We start from the raw sequence: 18,731 nt of genomic DNA, 5'->3' as shown, positions 1-18,731 counted from the left end.
TAATGAGTGAAAAAATAGTAGTCCCAGTTCTTGGTGAAAGTATAACAGAAGCGACTGTTGCAAAATGGTTAAAAAACGCAGGTGATACAGTCGAAGCAGATGAGCCAATTGTAGAACTTGAGACAGACAAAGTAAACCTAGAAGTGCCATCTCCAATTTCTGGTGTGTTAACAGAGATAAATTCACAAGATGGATCAGTTGTTGAAGTAGGAGCATTATTAGGTTCTGTATCAGCAGAAGGTGGAGCGGTTAAATCTGCGCCAAAAATCCAAAAAGAAATTAAGCAGGAGGAAATAGTTCTTACTGAGAGCAATGTAATAAAATTAGATGCAAATAAAAAAGAACCAAAAGTATTTGAAGAAAAACTCAAAGATAAACCATTGGTTTTAACTGAGGAAATTAAACCAGATGTTGCTCCAAAAAGAAATGTTAATCCAACCTTGTCTCCAGCAGTGAGAAAAATAGTAACTGAAAATGATATCGATATTAATTCAATTCAAGGTTCAGGAAAAGATGGGAGAATTTTAAAAGGAGATTTAATAAGTTTGATGGGTGCAAATCCAAAACCATCTGAAAGAAAAATTCAATATGGTGAAGAAGAACGAATTAAGATGACTAGGTTGAGACAAACTATTGCAAAAAGATTAAAGCAAGCTCAAGAGAATGCCGCTCTTTTAACAACATTTAACGAGGTTGATATGAGCAGTGTGATGGGAATGAGGAAAGAAAATCAAGAGGATTTCCAATCTCGTTATGGGATAAAATTAGGATTTATGTCTTTCTTTGTAAAAGCATGTGTAGTTGCTTTAAAAAATTTCCCTGCGGTGAATGCTGAAATAGACGGAGATGAGATTATCTATAAAAACTATTACAATATTAGCTTTGCTGTCGGAACAGATAAGGGTTTGGTTGTTCCAGTTTTAAGAAATGCAGATGAATTATCCTTTGCTGATATTGAAAAAAATATTAAAGAAATTTCAGAAAAAGCGCGAGATGGAAAGCTAACAATTGAAGATCTTCAGGGAGGAACATTTACAATAAGCAATGGAGGTGTATATGGGTCTATGCTTTCAACACCAATACTAAATTTACCTCAATCTGGTGTGTTGGGCATGCATAATATAGTAGAAAGACCTGTTGTTGTAGATGGTGAAATCAAAATAAGACCAATTATGTATTTAGCATTATCATATGATCATAGAATTATTGATGGAAAAGAATCTGTGTCTTTCCTTAAAATGATTAAAGAAAACTTAGAAGACCCTAGAAGGTTGTTTTTAGATATTTAAATGTCAGAAAAATTTCAAGCTGTAGTTATTGGAGGTGGACCGGGTGGTTATGTGTGCGCAATCAGACTTGCTCAATTAGGATTAAAAACTGCATGTATTGAGTCTAGAGGGTCTTTGGGAGGTACTTGTTTAAATGTTGGTTGTATCCCATCAAAAAGCTTACTTAATCTGTCTGAAGAATTTCACAAAGTAAAAAGTTTAGCAAACAAAGGTATTGAAGTTGGTGAAGTAAAATTAAATTTAGACAAAATGATGAAAAGCAAAGATAAAGCTGTAACAGTTCTTACAAAAGGTGTTGAATTTCTTTTGAAAAAAAACAAAGTTACTTATTTTAAAGGACACGGAAGTTTTAAATCTAAAAATGAAATTTTAATAAAGGATGATAAAAATAAAGAAACCATCATCCAAACAGAAAAAACAGTTATTGCAACAGGATCAGTTCCAGTTTCATTACCAGGAGTAGAAATAGATGAGAAAACAATTGTCTCATCAACAGGTGCTTTAAAGTTAGAAAAGGTACCCAAGAAAATGGTTGTAGTAGGAGGAGGCTATATAGGATTGGAGATGGGATCTGTATGGTCAAGACTTGGAGCAGAGGTGCAAGTTGTTGAATTTTTAGATCATATTACACCTGGAATGGATAAAGAAATCTCTTCAGAATTTATGAAAATTTTAAAAAAACAGGGAATGAAATTTAATATGCAAAATAAAGTTGAAACAATTAAAAAAAATGGAGTAGGTGCAATGGTTTCAACGGTAGATAAAGATGGTAGTAAAAATAATTTTGAGTGTGATGTTGTTTTGATTTCTGTTGGGAGAAAACCTAATACAGATGGATTAAATTTAGAGTCTGTAGGAGTAGATCTTGATGAAAGAAAAAGAATTAAAACTGATAAAATTTTTAAGACTAGCGTTGACAATATTTATGCAATAGGCGATGTAATAGTTGGTCCAATGCTTGCACATAAGGCGGAGGACGAAGGTATAGCAGTTGCAGAAAATATAGTTGGTCAATCAGGACATGTAAATTATGATACGATTCCAGGAGTAATTTATACAACACCAGAAGTAGCATCAATTGGTAAAACTGAGGAACAATTAAAAGAATTAAATAAAAAATATAAAGTAGGGAAATTTTCGTTTATGGCTAATTCAAGAGCTAAGGCTATAGATGATGCAGAAGGTTTTGTTAAAATTTTAGCTGATGAACAAAATGATAAAGTATTGGGTGCACATATAATTGGACCTCATGCAGGAGAGTTAATTGCAGAGATTGGTGTTGCAATGGAATTTGGAGCTAGTGCAGAAGATATAGCCCGAACGTGTCATGCTCATCCTACGTTTTCTGAAGCGGTTAAAGAAGCTGCTTTATCAGTAGATAAAAGAGCAATACACTCTTAATTTTTTTTCATATTATAAAAATATGAAATATCCGATTCTTGTACCAAATATTTTTAATTATCCATTTACTTATGAAACCAGCTTAAATCTTAAAGTTGGTGATTATGTATTGGTACCTTTTGGAAAATCCAAAATTACTGGTGTTGTTTGGGACGAATTTGAAAAAAATAACAATAAAAATTTTAAAACTAAAAATGTAATAAAGAAATTAGATGTTACTCCATTAAAAAAAAATACTATAAACTTTTTAAATTGGTTTGCAGAGTATAATCTTATTCCAAAAGGTATGGCTTTAAAGTTAGTGCTCCTAAGCAGCAAGGCAATAGAGAATAAAGAAACTCAACTTTATCAAATATTTGATAGTAAAATTAAACAAAACTTAATCAAGCTGTCTAGTGATCAAAATAAATCTCTAAAAAAAATGAATGTTTCAAATACAAAATTTAGAGTTCATGTTTTACAAGGCACAACTGGATCAGGAAAAACTTTAGTTTATTTTGAAGCGTTAAAACCACTGATAGAGAGAGGTTTTCAAGGATTAATTTTGTTACCAGAAATTGGTCTAACCAGTCAGTTTGAGCAAAAATTTTTAGAATATTTTGGTTTTAAACCTGCAGTTTGGCATTCAGGTATTTCAAAAAAAAAGAAAGAATTAATTTGGAGTGGTGTTTCTAATGGTAAAATAAAAATAATTATTGGTGCAAGGTCTTCATTATTTTTACCATTCAAAAAATTAGGAATGATAATTGTTGATGAGGAACATGATCAATCATTTAAACAAGATGAAGGCATAACCTATAACGCTCGTGATATGGCAATTTCTAGAGCATCTTTTGAAAATATTCCAATCAATTTAATTACTGCTGTTCCTTCTATAGAAACTTTTGAAAATATTAAAAAAGGTAAATATGAGGTTTCTAGATTAAATGAAAGATATCAAAACGCAGCATTACCTAATTATGAAATTATTAATTTAAATAATACCAAACTTGAAAAACAATCATGGCTATCAAATAAAATTATCGAAAAAGTAAATTTACATTTGGAAAAAAAAGATCAAGTTTTATTTTTTTTAAATAGAAGAGGTTTTTCTCCAAATGCTTTATGCAATAAATGTTTTACAAGTTTTACATGTCCAAATTGTAGTATCAATTTAGTTTATCATAAAAATAAAAATAATTTATTATGTCATTATTGTGGATACAAATCCGATCTTAAAAGGAATTGTACAAAAGAAGGTAATTGTGAATTTATTTTTAGTGGTCCTGGTGTTGAGAGAATTTCAGAAGAGGTAAAAAGGAAATTTCCTGGAAAAACAATAGAGATTTTTTCAAGTGACACAATGAATAAAAAAGATTCTAAAGAAAAAATAGACAAAATTATTAATAATGAAACGCATATTTTAGTTGGAACCCAATTAATTTCAAAAGGTTTTCATTTTCCAAGCTTAAATTGCATTGTAGTTGTTGATATTGATCTTTCATCTCAAGGACATGATTTAAGAGGTGCAGAAAAAAATTTACAGCTTTATCATCAACTTTCAGGACGTGCAGGAAGAACTGGAAAACCAGCAACCGTATATTTCCAAACCTATGAAAATAATACTAAGATGATTTCAGAAATTACAAGTAAAAATCCAGATATTTTTTTAGAAAGAGAACTGCAGATAAGAGAAAAAAACAAACTACCTCCATTTCAAAGGTTTATTTCTTTAATTTTAACGGGAGATAATGAAATTAAATTAGAAAAAGAAGCTATTAATTTCAAAAATTTTATTGAAAAAAAAATAGAAGGAAAAATATTAGGGCCAGTGAATGCTCCATTATTTAGATTAAAGAGAAAATTTAGAATTAGATTTTTAATTAGAGGCTTAAAATCTATGAAACTACAAAGCTCTCTTGCAAAAATTATTCCAAAATATAAATTTTCTTCTGGAATAAAACTTTCAGTTGATGTTGACCCAATTAACTTCAATTAACCGCAAAAAAGATGCCTTTTTTACGAATCCGCTACTTGAAGACATAAGGGTCATATGCTATTTAGGGCGTGATTTTTAAATAATCTTCAACATTATAGAGGAACCAAGTTGAGTAAAGATACCGGATTTTCAATAACTTCAGCTGAAAGGTACTCTCTTGCGCTTTTTGAACTTTCAGAAGAAAACAATCTTTTAAGTCAGATTGAAGATCAGTCTTCATCTATTATTAATTTAATTGATCAAAGTGAGGATTTTTCTTATTTGATTAAAGATCCAACTACTAGTCAAGAAGATTTACTAAAAGTAATTAATATAATCTCTGAAAATAATAAATTTGAGTATTTATTTAAAAATTTTTTAAGTTTCTTAATTCAAAAAAGACGTTTCTTTTTTATTGAGCGTATACTTAAAAGCTTTATTGAAATTTGTTCAAGAAAAAGAGGTGAACTTAAGGCAGAATTAAAATCAGCAAAAGAATTATCTAATGAAGAAATTGCAAAAATTACAGAGGAGTTAACAAAAAATTTTAGCTCAAAAATAAAATTAAACTACAAACATGACGAAAGTTTAATAGGAGGTTTGGTAGTACAAGTAGGAAGTACTATGGTCGATACCTCAATTAAAAATAAATTACAACAAATCGAAAATAGAATGATAGAGGCATAAATGGAAATAAATCCTTCAGAAGTTACAAAAATATTAAAAGAACAAATTAAAAATTTTGGTGATAAAGCGGAAGTTACAGAAGTTGGTCAAGTTTTATCAGTTGGAGATGGTATTGCTAGGATTTATGGTTTAGATAATGTTCAAGCTGGTGAAATGGTAGAGTTTGCAGATGGTTCAAAAGGTATGGCTCTAAACTTAGAAAGTGAAAACGTTGGTGTTGTAATTTTTGGTGATGACAGAAATGTTAAAGAAGGAGATGTAGTAAAAAGAACTGGTGATATTGTTGATACTCCAGTTGGAAAAGAATTATTAGGAAGAGTAGTGGATGGTTTAGGAAATCCTATCGATGGAAAAGGACCATTAGATAAAGGAATTAAAAAAAGCAGGGTAGAAGTAAAAGCTCCTGGTATTATTCCACGACAATCAGTAAGTGAACCGATGCAAACTGGTCTTAAATCAATTGATAGTCTAGTTCCGATTGGAAGAGGGCAAAGGGAATTAATTATCGGTGATAGACAAACTGGTAAAACAGCGGTTGCAGTAGATGCAATTATTAATCAAAAAAAAATTAATGAATCTGGTGATGAAAAACAAAAACTGTATTGTATATACGTTGCAGTTGGACAAAAAAGATCAACAGTAAGACAAATTCAAAAAACATTAGAAGAAGCTGGAGCTATGGAGTACACAACAATCGTTGCTGCGACTGCATCTGACTCTGCTCCTTTACAATTCTTAGCACCATACACAGGTTGTGCCATGGGTGAATATTTTAGAGATAATGGAATGCATGCGTTAATAATTTATGATGATTTGTCTAAACAAGCAGTTGCTTATAGACAAATGTCATTGCTACTAAGAAGACCCCCAGGACGTGAGGCTTATCCTGGAGATGTATTTTATCTTCATAGTAGATTACTTGAAAGAGCAGCTAAATTAAGTGATGAACATGGTGGTGGATCACTCACAGCACTGCCAATTATTGAAACACAAGGTGGAGACGTATCCGCGTTTATTCCAACTAACGTTATTTCAATTACAGACGGACAAATTTTCCTTGAAACAGAACTATTTAACCAAGGTATAAGACCTGCAATTAACGTAGGTTTATCAGTGTCTAGGGTTGGTTCATCAGCTCAAACAAAAGCGATGAAAAAAGTTTCTGGTTCAATGAAATTAGAGCTAGCACAATACAGAGAAATGGCAGCTTTTGCTCAATTTGGATCTGATTTAGATGCATCTACTCAGCAACTTTTGAATAGAGGCTCTAAACTAACTGAACTTTTAAAACAAAAACAATATTCACCTATGACTGTTGCAGAACAAGTTATTTCAGTATTTTGTGGAGTAAAAGGTTATCTGGATGATATTGATTTAAAAGACGTTGCTGAATTTGAGAGCAAGATTATTGAAAAATGTAAATCAGATAAGCCTGAAATTATCGAGTCAATTTTAACTTCAGGAAAACTTGAGGAAGATAAAGAAAAATTACTTGTTGAGGTAATAACTCAATTAAAAGGAAATTTTAAATCTTAATAATTTATGGCAAGTTTAGACGACCTAAAAAAAAGAATAGCTAGTGTAAAGTCTACACAAAAAATTACTAAAGCTATGAAAATGGTTGCAGCAGCTAAATTAAGGAGAGCTCAAGAAAGTGCTGAGAAGGGAAGGCCTTATTCTGAAAAAATGAATAATGTTATTTTGAATTTATCAAATGGTATATCTGATAAAGAAAATGCACCAAAGTTATTGTCAGGTACTGGTCAGGAAAAAACTCATCTTTGTATAGTGATGACTTCTGATAGAGGTTTATGTGGTGGATTTAATTCTAATATTATTAAAAAAGCTAAAAGTTATTTTGCAAAAATTTTAGATGAAGGTAAAGAACTAAAAATTATTACAGTCGGCTCAAAAGGAAATGATCAATTAAAAAGAGTTTATGGTGACAAAATAATTGAAAATATTTCTTTCAAAGAGTCTAAAAATGCAAATTATTTCGATGCTGACAAAGTTGGGAAAATGGTAATTGAAAAATTCGAGGCTGGTGAATTTGATGTTTGTACAATTTTTTACAATCAATTTAAAAATGTAATTACTCAAATTCCTCAAGCACAGCAAATTATCCCTTTAAATAATGAGGGAGAAGAAAATAGTTCAGAAGAAAGTTACGAATTTGAACCAGATGAAGATGAAATTTTAAGCAATTTATTGCCAAAGAATATTTCTACGCAAATATTTAAAGCAATGTTAGAGAATTCAGCTAGCGAGCAAGGGTCTAGAATGAGTGCAATGGATAATGCAACCCGAAACGCAGGTGAAATGGTTGACAAACTTACTATCGAATATAATAGAAGTCGTCAGGCAGCAATTACAAAAGAACTAATAGAAATCATATCAGGAGCAGAAAGTTTATAATTATGAGCAAAGGAATAATCACACAAGTTATTGGAGCGGTAGTAGACGTAAAATTTGATGGGGAGCTACCAGAAATTTTAACAGCATTGGAATGTAAAAATGGTGATAACAGACTAGTTTTAGAGGTAGCACAACACTTAGGTGAAACTACTGTTAGAACAATTGCTATGGATGCTACTGAAGGATTAAAAAGAGGTGATGATGTTACTAATACCAATGCTCCTATTCAAGTTCCAGTTGGACCTGAAACACTTGGAAGAATTATAAATGTAATTGGGGAACCTATTGACGAAAGAGGTGAGGTTAAGACTAAAGAAAGTTGGCCAATTCATAGATCTGCACCTGAATTTAATGACCAATCAACAGAAACTGAAATACTTGTAACAGGTATTAAAGTTATTGATTTGCTTGCGCCTTATGCAAAAGGTGGAAAGATTGGATTATTTGGTGGAGCAGGAGTAGGAAAAACAGTTTTAATTATGGAATTAATTAATAACGTTGCAAAAGCTCATGGTGGTTTTTCAGTTTTCGCGGGAGTTGGAGAGAGAACTAGAGAAGGAAATGACCTTTATCATGAAATGATTGAATCTGGAGTAATTAAAAAAGAAGGAGCTGGTTCAAAAGCTGCCCTAGTTTATGGACAGATGAATGAACCTCCTGGAGCAAGAGCAAGAGTTGCACTTACAGGGTTAACTGTAGCTGAATACTTCAGAGATCAGGAAGGTCAGGATGTACTTTTCTTCGTAGATAACATTTTTAGATTTACTCAGGCAGGATCAGAGGTTTCAGCCTTGTTAGGAAGAATTCCATCTGCTGTTGGGTATCAACCGACATTAGCTACTGACATGGGTAATCTACAAGAAAGAATTACGACTACAAACAAAGGGTCAATTACATCTGTGCAAGCAATTTATGTGCCTGCTGATGATCTAACAGATCCTGCTCCAGCGACATCGTTTGCTCACTTAGATGCAACGACTGTACTTTCAAGACAAATTGCAGAAATTGGTATTTATCCTGCAGTAGATCCACTTGATTCTACATCAAGAATTTTGGATCCAAGAATTGTTGGAGATGAGCATTATAGAGTAGCAAGGGATGTTCAAAGAATACTACAATCATATAAATCACTACAAGATATTATAGCTATTCTTGGTATGGACGAGTTATCTGAAGAAGATAAACTAGTTGTAGCAAGAGCAAGAAAAATCCAGAGATTTTTATCTCAACCATTCTTTGTTGCAGAAGTATTTACTGGTTCCCCAGGAAAACTTGTTGATCTTGACTCAACGATCAAAGGTTTTGATGCAATCTGTAAAGGTGAGTATGATCACTTACCCGAAGCTGCTTTTTATATGGTTGGAACAATTGAAGAAGCTATAGAAAAAGCTAAGAAAATGGAACAAGAAGCTGCTGCTTAATGAGCGAAGAGTTTAAAGTTGAAATAGTAAATCCTGAAAAATCTTTTTTAGTAAAAGATGATGTTTCAGAAGTTGTAGTCCCTGCTTTCGAAGGAGAGATGGGAATATTGAAGGATCATATTTCTATTATTTCCTTTTTGAAACCTGGGATAATTAAGATTTTATCTAAATCAGGAGATGAAAATTATTATGTTGAAGATGGAATCGTTGAGTTTAAAAATAATAATCTATCTATTTTAACAAGTACAATTTTTAATCTTGCTGATATGGATAAATCAAAGCAACAAGATTTACTTAAACAGGCAGAAGAAAAGGCTAATAAAACCGATATTAACGATCAATCTAAATATTTAGCAGATCAAAAAGTTGAAGTTTTAAAAACTCTAAATTAATTTTTTTATTTTTTCTTTAAGTTCTTTGTAGACATGATGTTTAAAATCAACCACAACATCAGTGATTAAATCTAAGTCAATCCACTTCCAATCTAAAAATTCTGGATTAGGTGTATTAATATTTATTTCATTATCATTTCCAATAAATCGCATCAAAAACCATTTTTGCTTCTGACCTTTATACTTACCTTTCCAAATAATGCCGAGTAATCTATCAGGCAAATCATAGGTTAATGTACCATCTAATTCTTTTATAAGTTCTACGCTTTTGATACTTGTTTCTTCCTCTAATTCTCTAAATGCAGCTTTTAAATTATCCTCTCCCTCATCAACACCACCCTGAGGCATTTGCCAAAAATTTTTAGGATTATCTATTCTTTTTGCTACGAATACTTTATTTTGTTTGTTCAATAAAACAATTCCGACCCCACTTCTCAGTGGTAAATCTTTAAAATTTTTATTCATATTATCCGTTAAGTAATTTGATAGCGTAGTTTAATTGATTATCAGTATCAGTTTTTATTCTAAAATCATCACCTTCTTCATTTATTTCAATATCTGGTCTAACACCTACTTCAGAAATAGATTTTCCAGAAGGAAGATAATATTTTGCAACAGTTAATCTGATAGCTCCACGATTTTTTAAAGGAATAATTGATTGGACAGAACCTTTACCAAAGCTATTTTCACCAACGATGATTGCTCTTTTGTGATCTTTTAAAGCTCCAGCAACAATTTCGGATGCAGATGCTGAACCATAGTTAATTAAAACCAACAATGTTTTTCCATCAGTAATATCTCCTTTTTTTGCAAACCATTTTCTATTTTCAGATTTTTTTCTGCTTTTTGTTGAAACTATCTCTCCATTTTCTAGAAAAAAATCTGATATCTTTATTGCTTGAGATAAAAGACCTCCAGGATTATTTCTTAAATCTAAAATAAATGAATTAAGATTTTTATCTTTTTTAAGTTTTTTAATTTGTTTTTCTATTTGATCACTACTGTTATCGTTAAATGAAGTGAGCCTGATGTATCCAATATTTTCATCTATAATTTCAGATTTTACAGATTGAACCTGAATAACTTCTCTTATGATATTAAATGTTAAGGCTTTTCTTTCACCTCTTCGTCTTACCGTTAACTCTATTCCAGAACCCACAGGTCCTCTCATTAAATCAACAGCTTCACTTAATGATTTTCCCTGAACCTGAATATCATTTATTTTGACTATGTAATCACCTGCTTTTAGTCCAGCTCTGGATGCAGGTGTATCATCTATTGGTGAAATTACTTTTACTACTCCTGCCTCCATGCTTACCTCAATTCCTAATCCACCAAACTCACCACTAGTCTCAGTTTGCATTTCTTCAAAAATTTTAGGAGACATGTATGCTGAATATGGATCCAGTGATTGTAAAAGACCATTAATCGCAGAATCCATACTTTCAGATTGATTGATCTCGTCAACATATTCTTTATTAATTTTTTCTAGAACTTCACCGAATAGATCAATTTTTTTATAAATATCAATTTCAGCTGAAATAGCTGTTTTATTTAAATAAAAAAAGGAAAAAAAAATTAATAATAAAAATTTAATTTTTTTCATATCATCACTTTTTCTTTTGGAATTAGTTCTGACCAAATTTTCTCTAATTCATAAAATTTTCTTTTTTCTGGATGAAAAATATGAATAATCAAATCTATCCCATCAACAAGTTTCCATTCTCCACTTTCTTTACCTTCAATTTTAGATTCTTTTACACCGTTATTTTTAAGTTTTTCTAAAACTTGTTCTGACAAAGATTGGATATGTCTAGATGAGGTTCCACTTGCTATGATCATGTAATCAGCCATAGAACTTTTGTCTTTAAGATCAATAGTTACAATGTCTTTAGCTTTATTGATATCTAGTGTGTTGATTACAATTTCTTTTAAGTCTGAAATTTTGTCCATTAATTGATTTTAGATTATCAAATTTTTCTTAATTGAGAAGATGAAATGTTGACTTTATTAAACTCAATAAACTCTAAATTGGCCTTACCAAGTTGCTTAAATGTCTTTGATTTTAAAGAATTTTTTTTATACCCATGTCTGTCAAAAACTAGAATATTACATTTTTGTGAAATTAATTTAGATTTATGCCATTTATGAAAATTGATAAGGTTATCGGCACCCATTAAAAAATAAATTTCAATCCTTTTATTTTTTTTTAAATGATTGATTAGATTTATAGTTTTATTTGATTTAATAATTTTTTCATAAAATTTAACTTTAATAAATGAATTTATACCAATTATTTTTTTACAATATTTAATTCTGTCAGTAACAGATGTTTTACTCTCTATTTTAAATGGATTTTTTTTTGTAATTGCCCAAATAACTTTTTTGAGTTTGAATCTTTTTTTTGCTTCCTTAGAAATTGCTAAATGCCCTTCGTGAGCAGGATCAAAGGATCCGCCCAATACACCAATTTTTATTTTTGTGTTATTCAATTTAATTTCTTATTTTACCATTACTAGTGATTTCATATTTGTATGAAATCAATTGATTTAAACCTACAGGACCTCTTGGTGGTAGTGTGTTAGTGGAAATTCCAACTTCTCCACCAAATCCAAATTCACCACCATCAGCAAATTGAGTTGAGGTATTATGCATTGCAATTGAGCTTTTAACATTTTTTATGAAATATTTTGCTGTTTTTTTATTTTTTGTAATGATGGAGTCAGTGTGCATAGTGCCATATTTATTAATATGCTTAATTGCCTCTTCAGAATTTTTAACAACTTTAACAGATACAATTGATGCCAAATATTCAGTTGACCAATCTTTTTCTTTTGCAGGATATACTTGACCTTTGTAATAACTCTTCAAAATTTTATCACCAATTATTTTACAACCATTATTTTCAAGCGCCTGCAATATAGGATTGCTAAATTTTTTGACTATATTTTTATGAATAAGAATAGTTTCAGTTGCACCACAAATACTTGTATTTCTTAATTTAGCGTTATAGACAACTTCTTTAGCCATTTTTAATTCTGCATCTTTATCTATATAAGTATGACAAAGTCCCTCTAAGTGCCCAATTATAGGTACTTTGGATAATTCTAAAACTTTTTTAACTAAATTTTTTCCACCACGAGGTATGATGACATCGATATATTTTTTCATTTTAGAAAGCATTATATCTACGAGTTTTCTTTGTTTTGAGTCGATAAACTGAATAAAGTTTTCATCAACTTTATTTTTTTTAAGTGCTTTTCTAAACAGTTTAGCTAAAGCTTTATTTGAATTTATGGCCTCAGAGCCTCCTTTTAAAATCACTACATTTCCAGATTTAAAACAAAGACTAGCAATATCTGAAGTTACATTTGGTCTACTTTCATAAATAACACCAATAACTCCAATTGGTATTGATACTCTTTTTATGTTCAAACCATTTGGTCTTTTCCATTTTTCTAAAGTGTTATTTATAGGATCCCTTAATTTAGCTATTTTTAAAATAGAATTTATAATTCCATTCAATTTATTTTCATTTAAATGAAGTCTTTTGATTAAGTTCTCTTTTAACCCTCTTTTTCTTGCATAATTAATATCTTTTGAATTTTGATTAATAATAAATTTTTTTTCATTCTTAATTAATTTTGCGTAATCATTTAAGACTTTATTTTTTACTTGAGTTGTAACTTTATACTCACTAGCTTTTCGAGCTTTTATTCCAGTTAAATTCATATGTTTAATCATTTAAATTTCCACCATATCATCTTTATGAATAACTTCTGATTTTGCAACATAGCCTAATAATTTTTCAATTTCATTCGAGTGATGACCCATAATTCTAATCACTTCATCAGAAGTAAAGGAACTTAACCCTCTAGCACATTCATTATTTTTTTTATCTAACACTTTAATATGATCACCTTTATCAAATTTTCCTGAAACTTTTTTAATTCCTGCTGCTAACAGGCTTTTTCCAGATTTTAATGCTTTTTTAGCACCATCATCAATTATTAAAGCCCCTTTGGGTGCTACAGAACTTATTATCCATTTTTTTCTAGCATCCAACTTTGAAATTTTTGGACTAAACCAGGTACAGTTATTTTTTTCAATTATTTTTGAAATAGGATTTGAATATAGTCCGTTCGCAATAACCATACTAGTACCAGCAAGCTGGCATATTTTTGCTGCTTCAATTTTTGTGTGCATACCACCACTTCCATATTCATTTATACCTTTAATATAAATTTTTTTTAGATCTATTTTGAGATCATCAATTCTCTTTATTAGTTTAGCATCCTTAAAAATTTTAGGATTTTTTGTATATAAACCATCTACATCAGATAATAAAATTAAAGTATCTGCATTTGTAATTTGTGCAACCCTAGATGCCAATCTATCATTATCTCCATATTTTATTTCACTTGTTGCAATAGTGTCATTTTCATTAACTACAGGAATAAAACCAAGTTCAAAAAGATTATCAAAAGTTCGTTTTGCATTGAGAGATCTTCTTCTTTCCTCAGTATCTTCTAATGTAAGCAAAATCTGAGAAATATTTAATTTATATTTTGCAAAAGTTTGTGAAAATAAATTCATCAGTTCTATTTGACCAATAGAAGCAATAGCTTGACTCTTATCTAATTTGATATTTTTTTTATTATAATTCATTTTCTTGCAACCCAAAGCTATAGCACCAGAGCTTACAATAACTACTTTTTGATTTTTATCTTTTAATTTTTTAATATCTTTTGCAAAACTAGATAACCATTGTTTCCTAATTTTTTTATTTTGATCAACTAGGAGAGATGATCCGATTTTGACAACAATTATTTTGGAGTTTTTAAGATACATAAGACAAAAGCTTTGCTTTAATTTTTGATACAGATTCTTTTTCCAGAGTTGTCATTGTCATAATCTCACAATTTTTACCCTTTGAAAAATGATCTATAACTTCATTTGCTGTTTCTTCATCAATTAAATCGATTTTATTAAGCACAATTAGTTCTTTTTTTTTTAATAACTTTGCACTGTAGCTTTTTAATTCATTTTTCACCTGATTATAAGACTCATTCAGATCTAAGTTGGTGACATCAATTAAGTGCAGTAAAGACTTGCATCTCTCTATATGTTTTAAAAATTGTATTCCTAACCCTATACCTTCGTGAGCTCCTTCAACTAATCCTGGAATATCTGCAATGGTAATTTCTTTATCATCGTAAGAAGCCACACCAAGGTTTGGATTGATAGTTGTAAATTTGTAATTCGCAATTTTTGGACTTGCGTTTGTTAATGCTGCTAACAAACTTGATTTTCCTGCATTTGGCAATCCAATAATACCGATATCAGCAATTGTTTTTAATTGAAGCCATATTGTAAATTCTTCTCCGATAGTGCCTTTAGTAAATTTTCTTGGAGCTCTATTTGTAGAACTTTTAAATCTTGTGTTTCCTAAACCTCCTTTTCCACCAGCAGCTGCAATATATTCTTCACCCTTTTTATTAAAATCAAAAAGAAGAGTTTTGTTATCCTCTTCAAATACCTGTGTACCAAGAGGAACTTTTAAAATTAAATCTTCACCACCTCTTCCTGTTCGATTTTGACCTGAACCGTTTTCTCCACGTTCGGCTTTGTGGTGTTGTTGATATCGATAATCAATAAGGGTATTTAAATTTTCCTCTGACTTTAAAATAATTGATCCACCTTTTCCACCGTCCCCACCATCTGGTCCACCAAACTCAACATATTTTTCTCTTCTAAAACTAGGAGATCCATCTCCACCGTTTCCAGCCTTAATATAAATTTTAACTTGATCGAGAAATTTCATAATACAACATCTATTTTAATTGGTTGTACTATTAATTGGGCTTTACAGAAACGAAAGTTCTATCTGATTTAGATTTTTTGAAAACAACTTTCCCTTTAACAACTGAAAATATTGAGTGATCTTTACCCATACCAACATTTTCACCTGGAAAAATCTTAGTTCCTCTTTGTCTAACAATTATGTTTCCAGGAATTACTGTTTCACCACCGTACTTTTTTACACCAAGTCTTCTACCAGCACTATCTCGTCCGTTTCGTGATGATCCACCTGCTTTTTTTGTTGCCATAATTTACCTAATAACTATTTGCTTACTGCTTCCTTAACTTCTTCTTTTTTTGAAGTTTTAGAAATTTTTTCAGCTTCTGATAACACTTTACCATCTTTTGAAAAAATTTTTTTAATTCTTATCATAGAATATTCTTGTCTATGCCCATTTTTTCTTCTTGAATTTTGTCTTCTTCTTTTTTTAAAAATTAAAATAGTTCTATTTTTGCTATTTTTAATTAAATCAGCCTCTACTTTTGCACCCTCAACATTTGGAGTTCCAATTTCAATTGATTTGTCATCACCGTATGCCAAAATTTCATTAAACTCTATCTTAGTCTCAGGTTTAGAATCTGGTAGTTTTTCAATCTTTAGAATTTCTCCAGATTTTACTTTATACTGTTTTCCACCTGTTTTTATTACTGCGTATGACATAGTATGATTTAATTTAAAGTTACCGCAATATAGTTGTAGTCAGCCTTTAGTCAAGCCGAATTAATCAGAAATTATCCTTAGAATCTCTCAATTTTGAAAAGGTTTTTACATCTTTTGCTCTTAAAAATATATTACAATCCAATTCCTCTTTTAAAGTTGAGGGTATGGTAGGAATTCCATTTTCTCTTAATTCTTCTATTGTTTCTATTTTTTTTTGTAAATCTTTGTTCTCAGAGTCATATTTTTTACAAAATTTTGCATTATTAAGAGTGTATTCATGACCACAATAAATTTTTGTCTCTTTTGGTAATAATTTAATTTTGTTCAAAGACTCAAACATTTCTTCATAAGAGCCTTCAAATATTCTTCCACAGCCAAGTGAGAAAAGTGTATCTCCAGTAAAAACTATTTTTTCTTTAAAAAAATTAAAACAAATATGGCCTGATGTGTGTCCAGGTATATGCATAATTTTAGCTTCAAAGTTTTCAGCTTTCCATATTTGATTGTCTTCTAACAATATGTCTATTCCAGGTATTCTTTTTGAGTCCCCTTTAAAACCCACAACAACAGATCCATATTTTTTTTTTAATTCTTGATTTCCTCCGATATGATCATAATGATGATGAGTATTAAGAATATATTTTAATTTTATATTTTTATTTTTATTTTTTAGGAAATTTATTATTGGTTCAGACTCACTGGGATCTACAACGCACGCAAAATTATTACTTTCGTCTATTATTAAATAGCTATAGTTGTCTTGAAGGCAGGGTATAATTTCAATACGCATTTTATTTTTCTATCAAAAATATACCTAGATCTGCAAATAAATTTTTAACCCCTAAATTACTCTCATTTATTATTGATGAATTAAGATTATTTAAAGCGAGTGATTTGAAAATCTTTATATCTTTTGATTTTACAAAGTGAAAAAAATCTTTGATTGTGCACATATGTAAATTTGGTGTGTTATACCATTCATCTGGTAATGTTTTTGTAACTGGCATTGTGCCTTTTAATAATAAATGAAATCTTACTTTCCAGTATCCAAAATTAGGAATTGTAACTATTGCTTTTTTTCCAACTCTTAAAAGTTCATCTAAAACTAATTCAGGATTAAGAAAAGCTTGTAGGGTTTGACTTAAAACAACATAATCAAATGATTTGTCTGGAAATTGTTTTAAATCTTTTTCAGCATTTCCTTCAATTACAGTTAAACCTTTTGCAATACATTCTTGCACTTTTTCTTTTGAAATCTCCAATCCTCTTATATTTGTATTTTTATTATCCTTTAAAAATCTCATTAAAGTTCCATCAGCACAACCTACATCTAAGACTTTCTTATCTTTTTCAATTAAATCTGCTATTACTTGAAATTCATTTTTCATAATTAATTTTCTTCATAAGATTTATCTAAAAAGTTTTTAAGTGCACTTAAGAAATCAGGAACGTCTAGTAAAAAGGAGTCGTGACCTTTATCTGATTCAATTTCTACAAATCCAACATCAGCTCCTATTGAGTTTAACGCAATCACAATATCTTTATTTTCTTGGGTTGGATAAAGCCAATCTGAAGTAAATGAAATTATAAAAAATTTTGCTTTTGTATTTAAAAATGCTTGTGAAAGATTACCATTGAATTGCTTAGCTAAATCAAAATAATCCATAGCTCTAGTAATATAAAGATAACTATTTGCATCAAATCTATCTACGAAAACTGAGCCCTGATATCTTAAATAGCTTTCTATTTGAAAGTCAGCGTCAAATCCAAATTTGAGATCTTCTCTTTCTTGTAACTTTCTTCCAAATTTTTCCTGCAAACCTTTTTTAGATAAATAAGTAATATGAGCTGCCATTCTAGCTACCGCCAATCCTTTTCCAGGATTAGTTTCGTTTGATGTATAATTTCCATCCTTCCAGTTACTATCAGCTGTAATAGCTTGTCTACCTAGCTCATTAAAAGCAATATTTTGAGCTGAATGACTAGATGTGGTTGCTATCGGTATCACTGTTTTAGATTTATCAGGAAAGTTGCTAATAAACTGAAGGACTTGCATACCTCCCATTGAACCACCAGTTATAGAAAATAGTTTATCAATACCAAAATGATCAAGTAAATTATATTGAGCATTCACCATATCATTAATTGTAATAACTGGAAAATTTGTTCCAAAAATTTTTTGATCAGAATCTTTATGACTTGGTCCGTATGATCCCATACATCCACCAATTACGTTAGAACAAATAACAAAATATTTATTCGTATCGATAGCCTTATCAGGACCCACTGCATAACTCCACCAACCCTCTTTGTTAGTTACAGGGTTTATTCCGGTTACAAATTGATCTCCTGTTAGAGCATGAAAAACTAATATTGCATTATTTTTTTTTGAATTAAGTGAACCGTAAGTTTCATAGGCTATAGGAAAATCATTTATGGTCTTTCCACAGTCTAATTTTAGCGGTTTCTTTACAATTAAAGTTTTTATGTTTTTCTCAGTATTCATAGTTTTTGACTGTTTCGAATTGTGAGAAAAAAAACTATTTTAGCGGTTTTTTTTAAGCGCTCGCAATTCAGTTAAATCAGCGCATAATTTTTTTACTAGAACTTATTTATTATGTCAATTTTTTAAAAAATCCTCTTATT

At 30.2% G+C, this 18,731-nt stretch carries 20 protein-coding genes; 8 read left to right on the top strand and 12 right to left on the bottom strand.

What is annotated here, in order from left to right; translation table 11 throughout:
- The first annotated feature begins 2 nt into the window (after positions 1-2).
- From odhB to atpC, 8 genes are all read left to right on the top strand, one after another.
- Positions 3-1,289 carry a 2-oxoglutarate dehydrogenase complex dihydrolipoyllysine-residue succinyltransferase gene (gene odhB, locus ACTT88_RS06145; RefSeq protein ID WP_440908423.1) on the top strand — a complete coding sequence of 429 codons (1,287 nt, stop codon included), beginning with the start codon at positions 3-5 and terminating at the stop codon, positions 1,287-1,289.
- On the top strand, positions 1,290-2,690 hold the full coding sequence (lpdA, locus tag ACTT88_RS06140; protein WP_440908422.1) for a dihydrolipoyl dehydrogenase: 1,401 nt from the start codon (positions 1,290-1,292) through the stop codon (positions 2,688-2,690).
- 22 nt (positions 2,691-2,712) lie between these two features.
- Positions 2,713-4,668 carry a replication restart helicase PriA gene (gene priA / locus ACTT88_RS06135; protein WP_440908421.1) on the top strand — a complete coding sequence of 652 codons (1,956 nt, stop codon included), beginning with the start codon at positions 2,713-2,715 and terminating at the stop codon, positions 4,666-4,668.
- Positions 4,669-4,776: 108 nt separating this feature from the next.
- A complete protein-coding gene (atpH, locus tag ACTT88_RS06130; RefSeq protein ID WP_440908420.1) occupies positions 4,777-5,334 on the top strand; it encodes an ATP synthase F1 subunit delta in 558 nt (185 codons plus the stop codon).
- Positions 5,335-6,870 (top strand): F0F1 ATP synthase subunit alpha, encoded by a 1,536-nt coding sequence (gene atpA / locus ACTT88_RS06125; protein WP_440908419.1) that lies wholly within the window; start codon positions 5,335-5,337, stop codon positions 6,868-6,870. It abuts the gene before it with no gap.
- Positions 6,871-6,876: 6 nt separating this feature from the next.
- Entirely contained in the window at positions 6,877-7,749 is an 873-nt protein-coding gene (locus ACTT88_RS06120) for a F0F1 ATP synthase subunit gamma (RefSeq protein ID WP_440908418.1), read from the top strand.
- A 2-nt stretch (positions 7,750-7,751) separates the two neighbouring features.
- A complete protein-coding gene (atpD, locus tag ACTT88_RS06115; protein ID WP_440908417.1) occupies positions 7,752-9,170 on the top strand; it encodes a F0F1 ATP synthase subunit beta in 1,419 nt (472 codons plus the stop codon).
- On the top strand, positions 9,170-9,562 hold the full coding sequence (gene atpC, locus ACTT88_RS06110) for an ATP synthase F1 subunit epsilon (RefSeq protein WP_440908416.1): 393 nt from the start codon (positions 9,170-9,172) through the stop codon (positions 9,560-9,562). Before atpD ends, atpC begins: the two co-directional genes overlap by 1 nt.
- Here atpC and ACTT88_RS06105 read toward each other — a convergent pair.
- The 12 genes from ACTT88_RS06105 to metX form a co-directional block, all read right to left on the bottom strand.
- A complete protein-coding gene (locus tag ACTT88_RS06105) occupies positions 9,554-10,027 on the bottom strand; it encodes an RNA pyrophosphohydrolase (RefSeq protein ID WP_440908415.1) in 474 nt (157 codons plus the stop codon). The two genes, atpC and ACTT88_RS06105, sit on opposite strands and share 9 nt — an antisense overlap.
- A gap of 1 nt (position 10,028) precedes the next feature.
- Positions 10,029-11,168, bottom strand: a complete 1,140-nt coding sequence (locus ACTT88_RS06100) for a S41 family peptidase (RefSeq protein WP_440908414.1) — start codon at positions 11,166-11,168, stop codon at positions 10,029-10,031.
- On the bottom strand, positions 11,165-11,515 hold the full coding sequence (gene rsfS / locus ACTT88_RS06095; RefSeq protein ID WP_440908413.1) for a ribosome silencing factor: 351 nt from the start codon (positions 11,513-11,515) through the stop codon (positions 11,165-11,167). Before rsfS ends, ACTT88_RS06100 begins: the two co-directional genes overlap by 4 nt.
- A 17-nt stretch (positions 11,516-11,532) precedes the next feature.
- Complete coding sequence (gene nadD / locus ACTT88_RS06090) at positions 11,533-12,060, bottom strand: nicotinate (nicotinamide) nucleotide adenylyltransferase (protein WP_440908627.1); 528 nt, start codon at positions 12,058-12,060, stop codon at positions 11,533-11,535.
- Positions 12,056-13,306 (bottom strand): glutamate-5-semialdehyde dehydrogenase, encoded by a 1,251-nt coding sequence (locus ACTT88_RS06085; protein ID WP_440908412.1) that lies wholly within the window; start codon positions 13,304-13,306, stop codon positions 12,056-12,058. The genes nadD and ACTT88_RS06085 overlap by 5 nt, the downstream gene beginning before the upstream one ends.
- The gene (proB, locus tag ACTT88_RS06080; RefSeq protein ID WP_440908411.1) at positions 13,307-14,413 is read right to left on the bottom strand and encodes a glutamate 5-kinase; all 1,107 of its coding nucleotides are present in this window, start codon (positions 14,411-14,413) and stop codon (positions 13,307-13,309) included. It abuts the gene before it with no gap.
- Complete coding sequence (gene cgtA, locus ACTT88_RS06075; protein ID WP_440908410.1) at positions 14,403-15,386, bottom strand: Obg family GTPase CgtA; 984 nt, start codon at positions 15,384-15,386, stop codon at positions 14,403-14,405. The genes proB and cgtA overlap by 11 nt, the downstream gene beginning before the upstream one ends.
- Positions 15,387-15,417: 31 nt before the next feature.
- Positions 15,418-15,672 (bottom strand): 50S ribosomal protein L27, encoded by a 255-nt coding sequence (rpmA, locus tag ACTT88_RS06070; protein ID WP_023854670.1) that lies wholly within the window; start codon positions 15,670-15,672, stop codon positions 15,418-15,420.
- 14 nt (positions 15,673-15,686) lie between these two features.
- On the bottom strand, positions 15,687-16,085 hold the full coding sequence (rplU, locus tag ACTT88_RS06065) for a 50S ribosomal protein L21 (RefSeq protein WP_440908409.1): 399 nt from the start codon (positions 16,083-16,085) through the stop codon (positions 15,687-15,689).
- Positions 16,086-16,149: 64 nt separating this feature from the next.
- Positions 16,150-16,875 carry a hydroxyacylglutathione hydrolase gene (gloB, locus tag ACTT88_RS06060; RefSeq protein ID WP_440908408.1) on the bottom strand — a complete coding sequence of 242 codons (726 nt, stop codon included), beginning with the start codon at positions 16,873-16,875 and terminating at the stop codon, positions 16,150-16,152.
- 1 nt (position 16,876) lies between these two features.
- Positions 16,877-17,473 carry a methionine biosynthesis protein MetW gene (gene metW / locus ACTT88_RS06055; protein ID WP_440908407.1) on the bottom strand — a complete coding sequence of 199 codons (597 nt, stop codon included), beginning with the start codon at positions 17,471-17,473 and terminating at the stop codon, positions 16,877-16,879.
- A 2-nt stretch (positions 17,474-17,475) separates the two neighbouring features.
- Positions 17,476-18,591 (bottom strand): homoserine O-acetyltransferase MetX, encoded by a 1,116-nt coding sequence (gene metX, locus ACTT88_RS06050; protein WP_440908406.1) that lies wholly within the window; start codon positions 18,589-18,591, stop codon positions 17,476-17,478.
- Between the last annotated feature and the right edge of the window lie 140 nt (positions 18,592-18,731).

Origin of the sequence: Candidatus Pelagibacter sp., from assembly GCF_052046145.1 — a bacterium.
GTDB lineage: Bacteria > Pseudomonadota > Alphaproteobacteria > Pelagibacterales > Pelagibacteraceae > Pelagibacter.
Note: the sequence above shows the minus strand (reverse complement) of the source record. Positions and strands in the feature narration are given on the sequence as shown.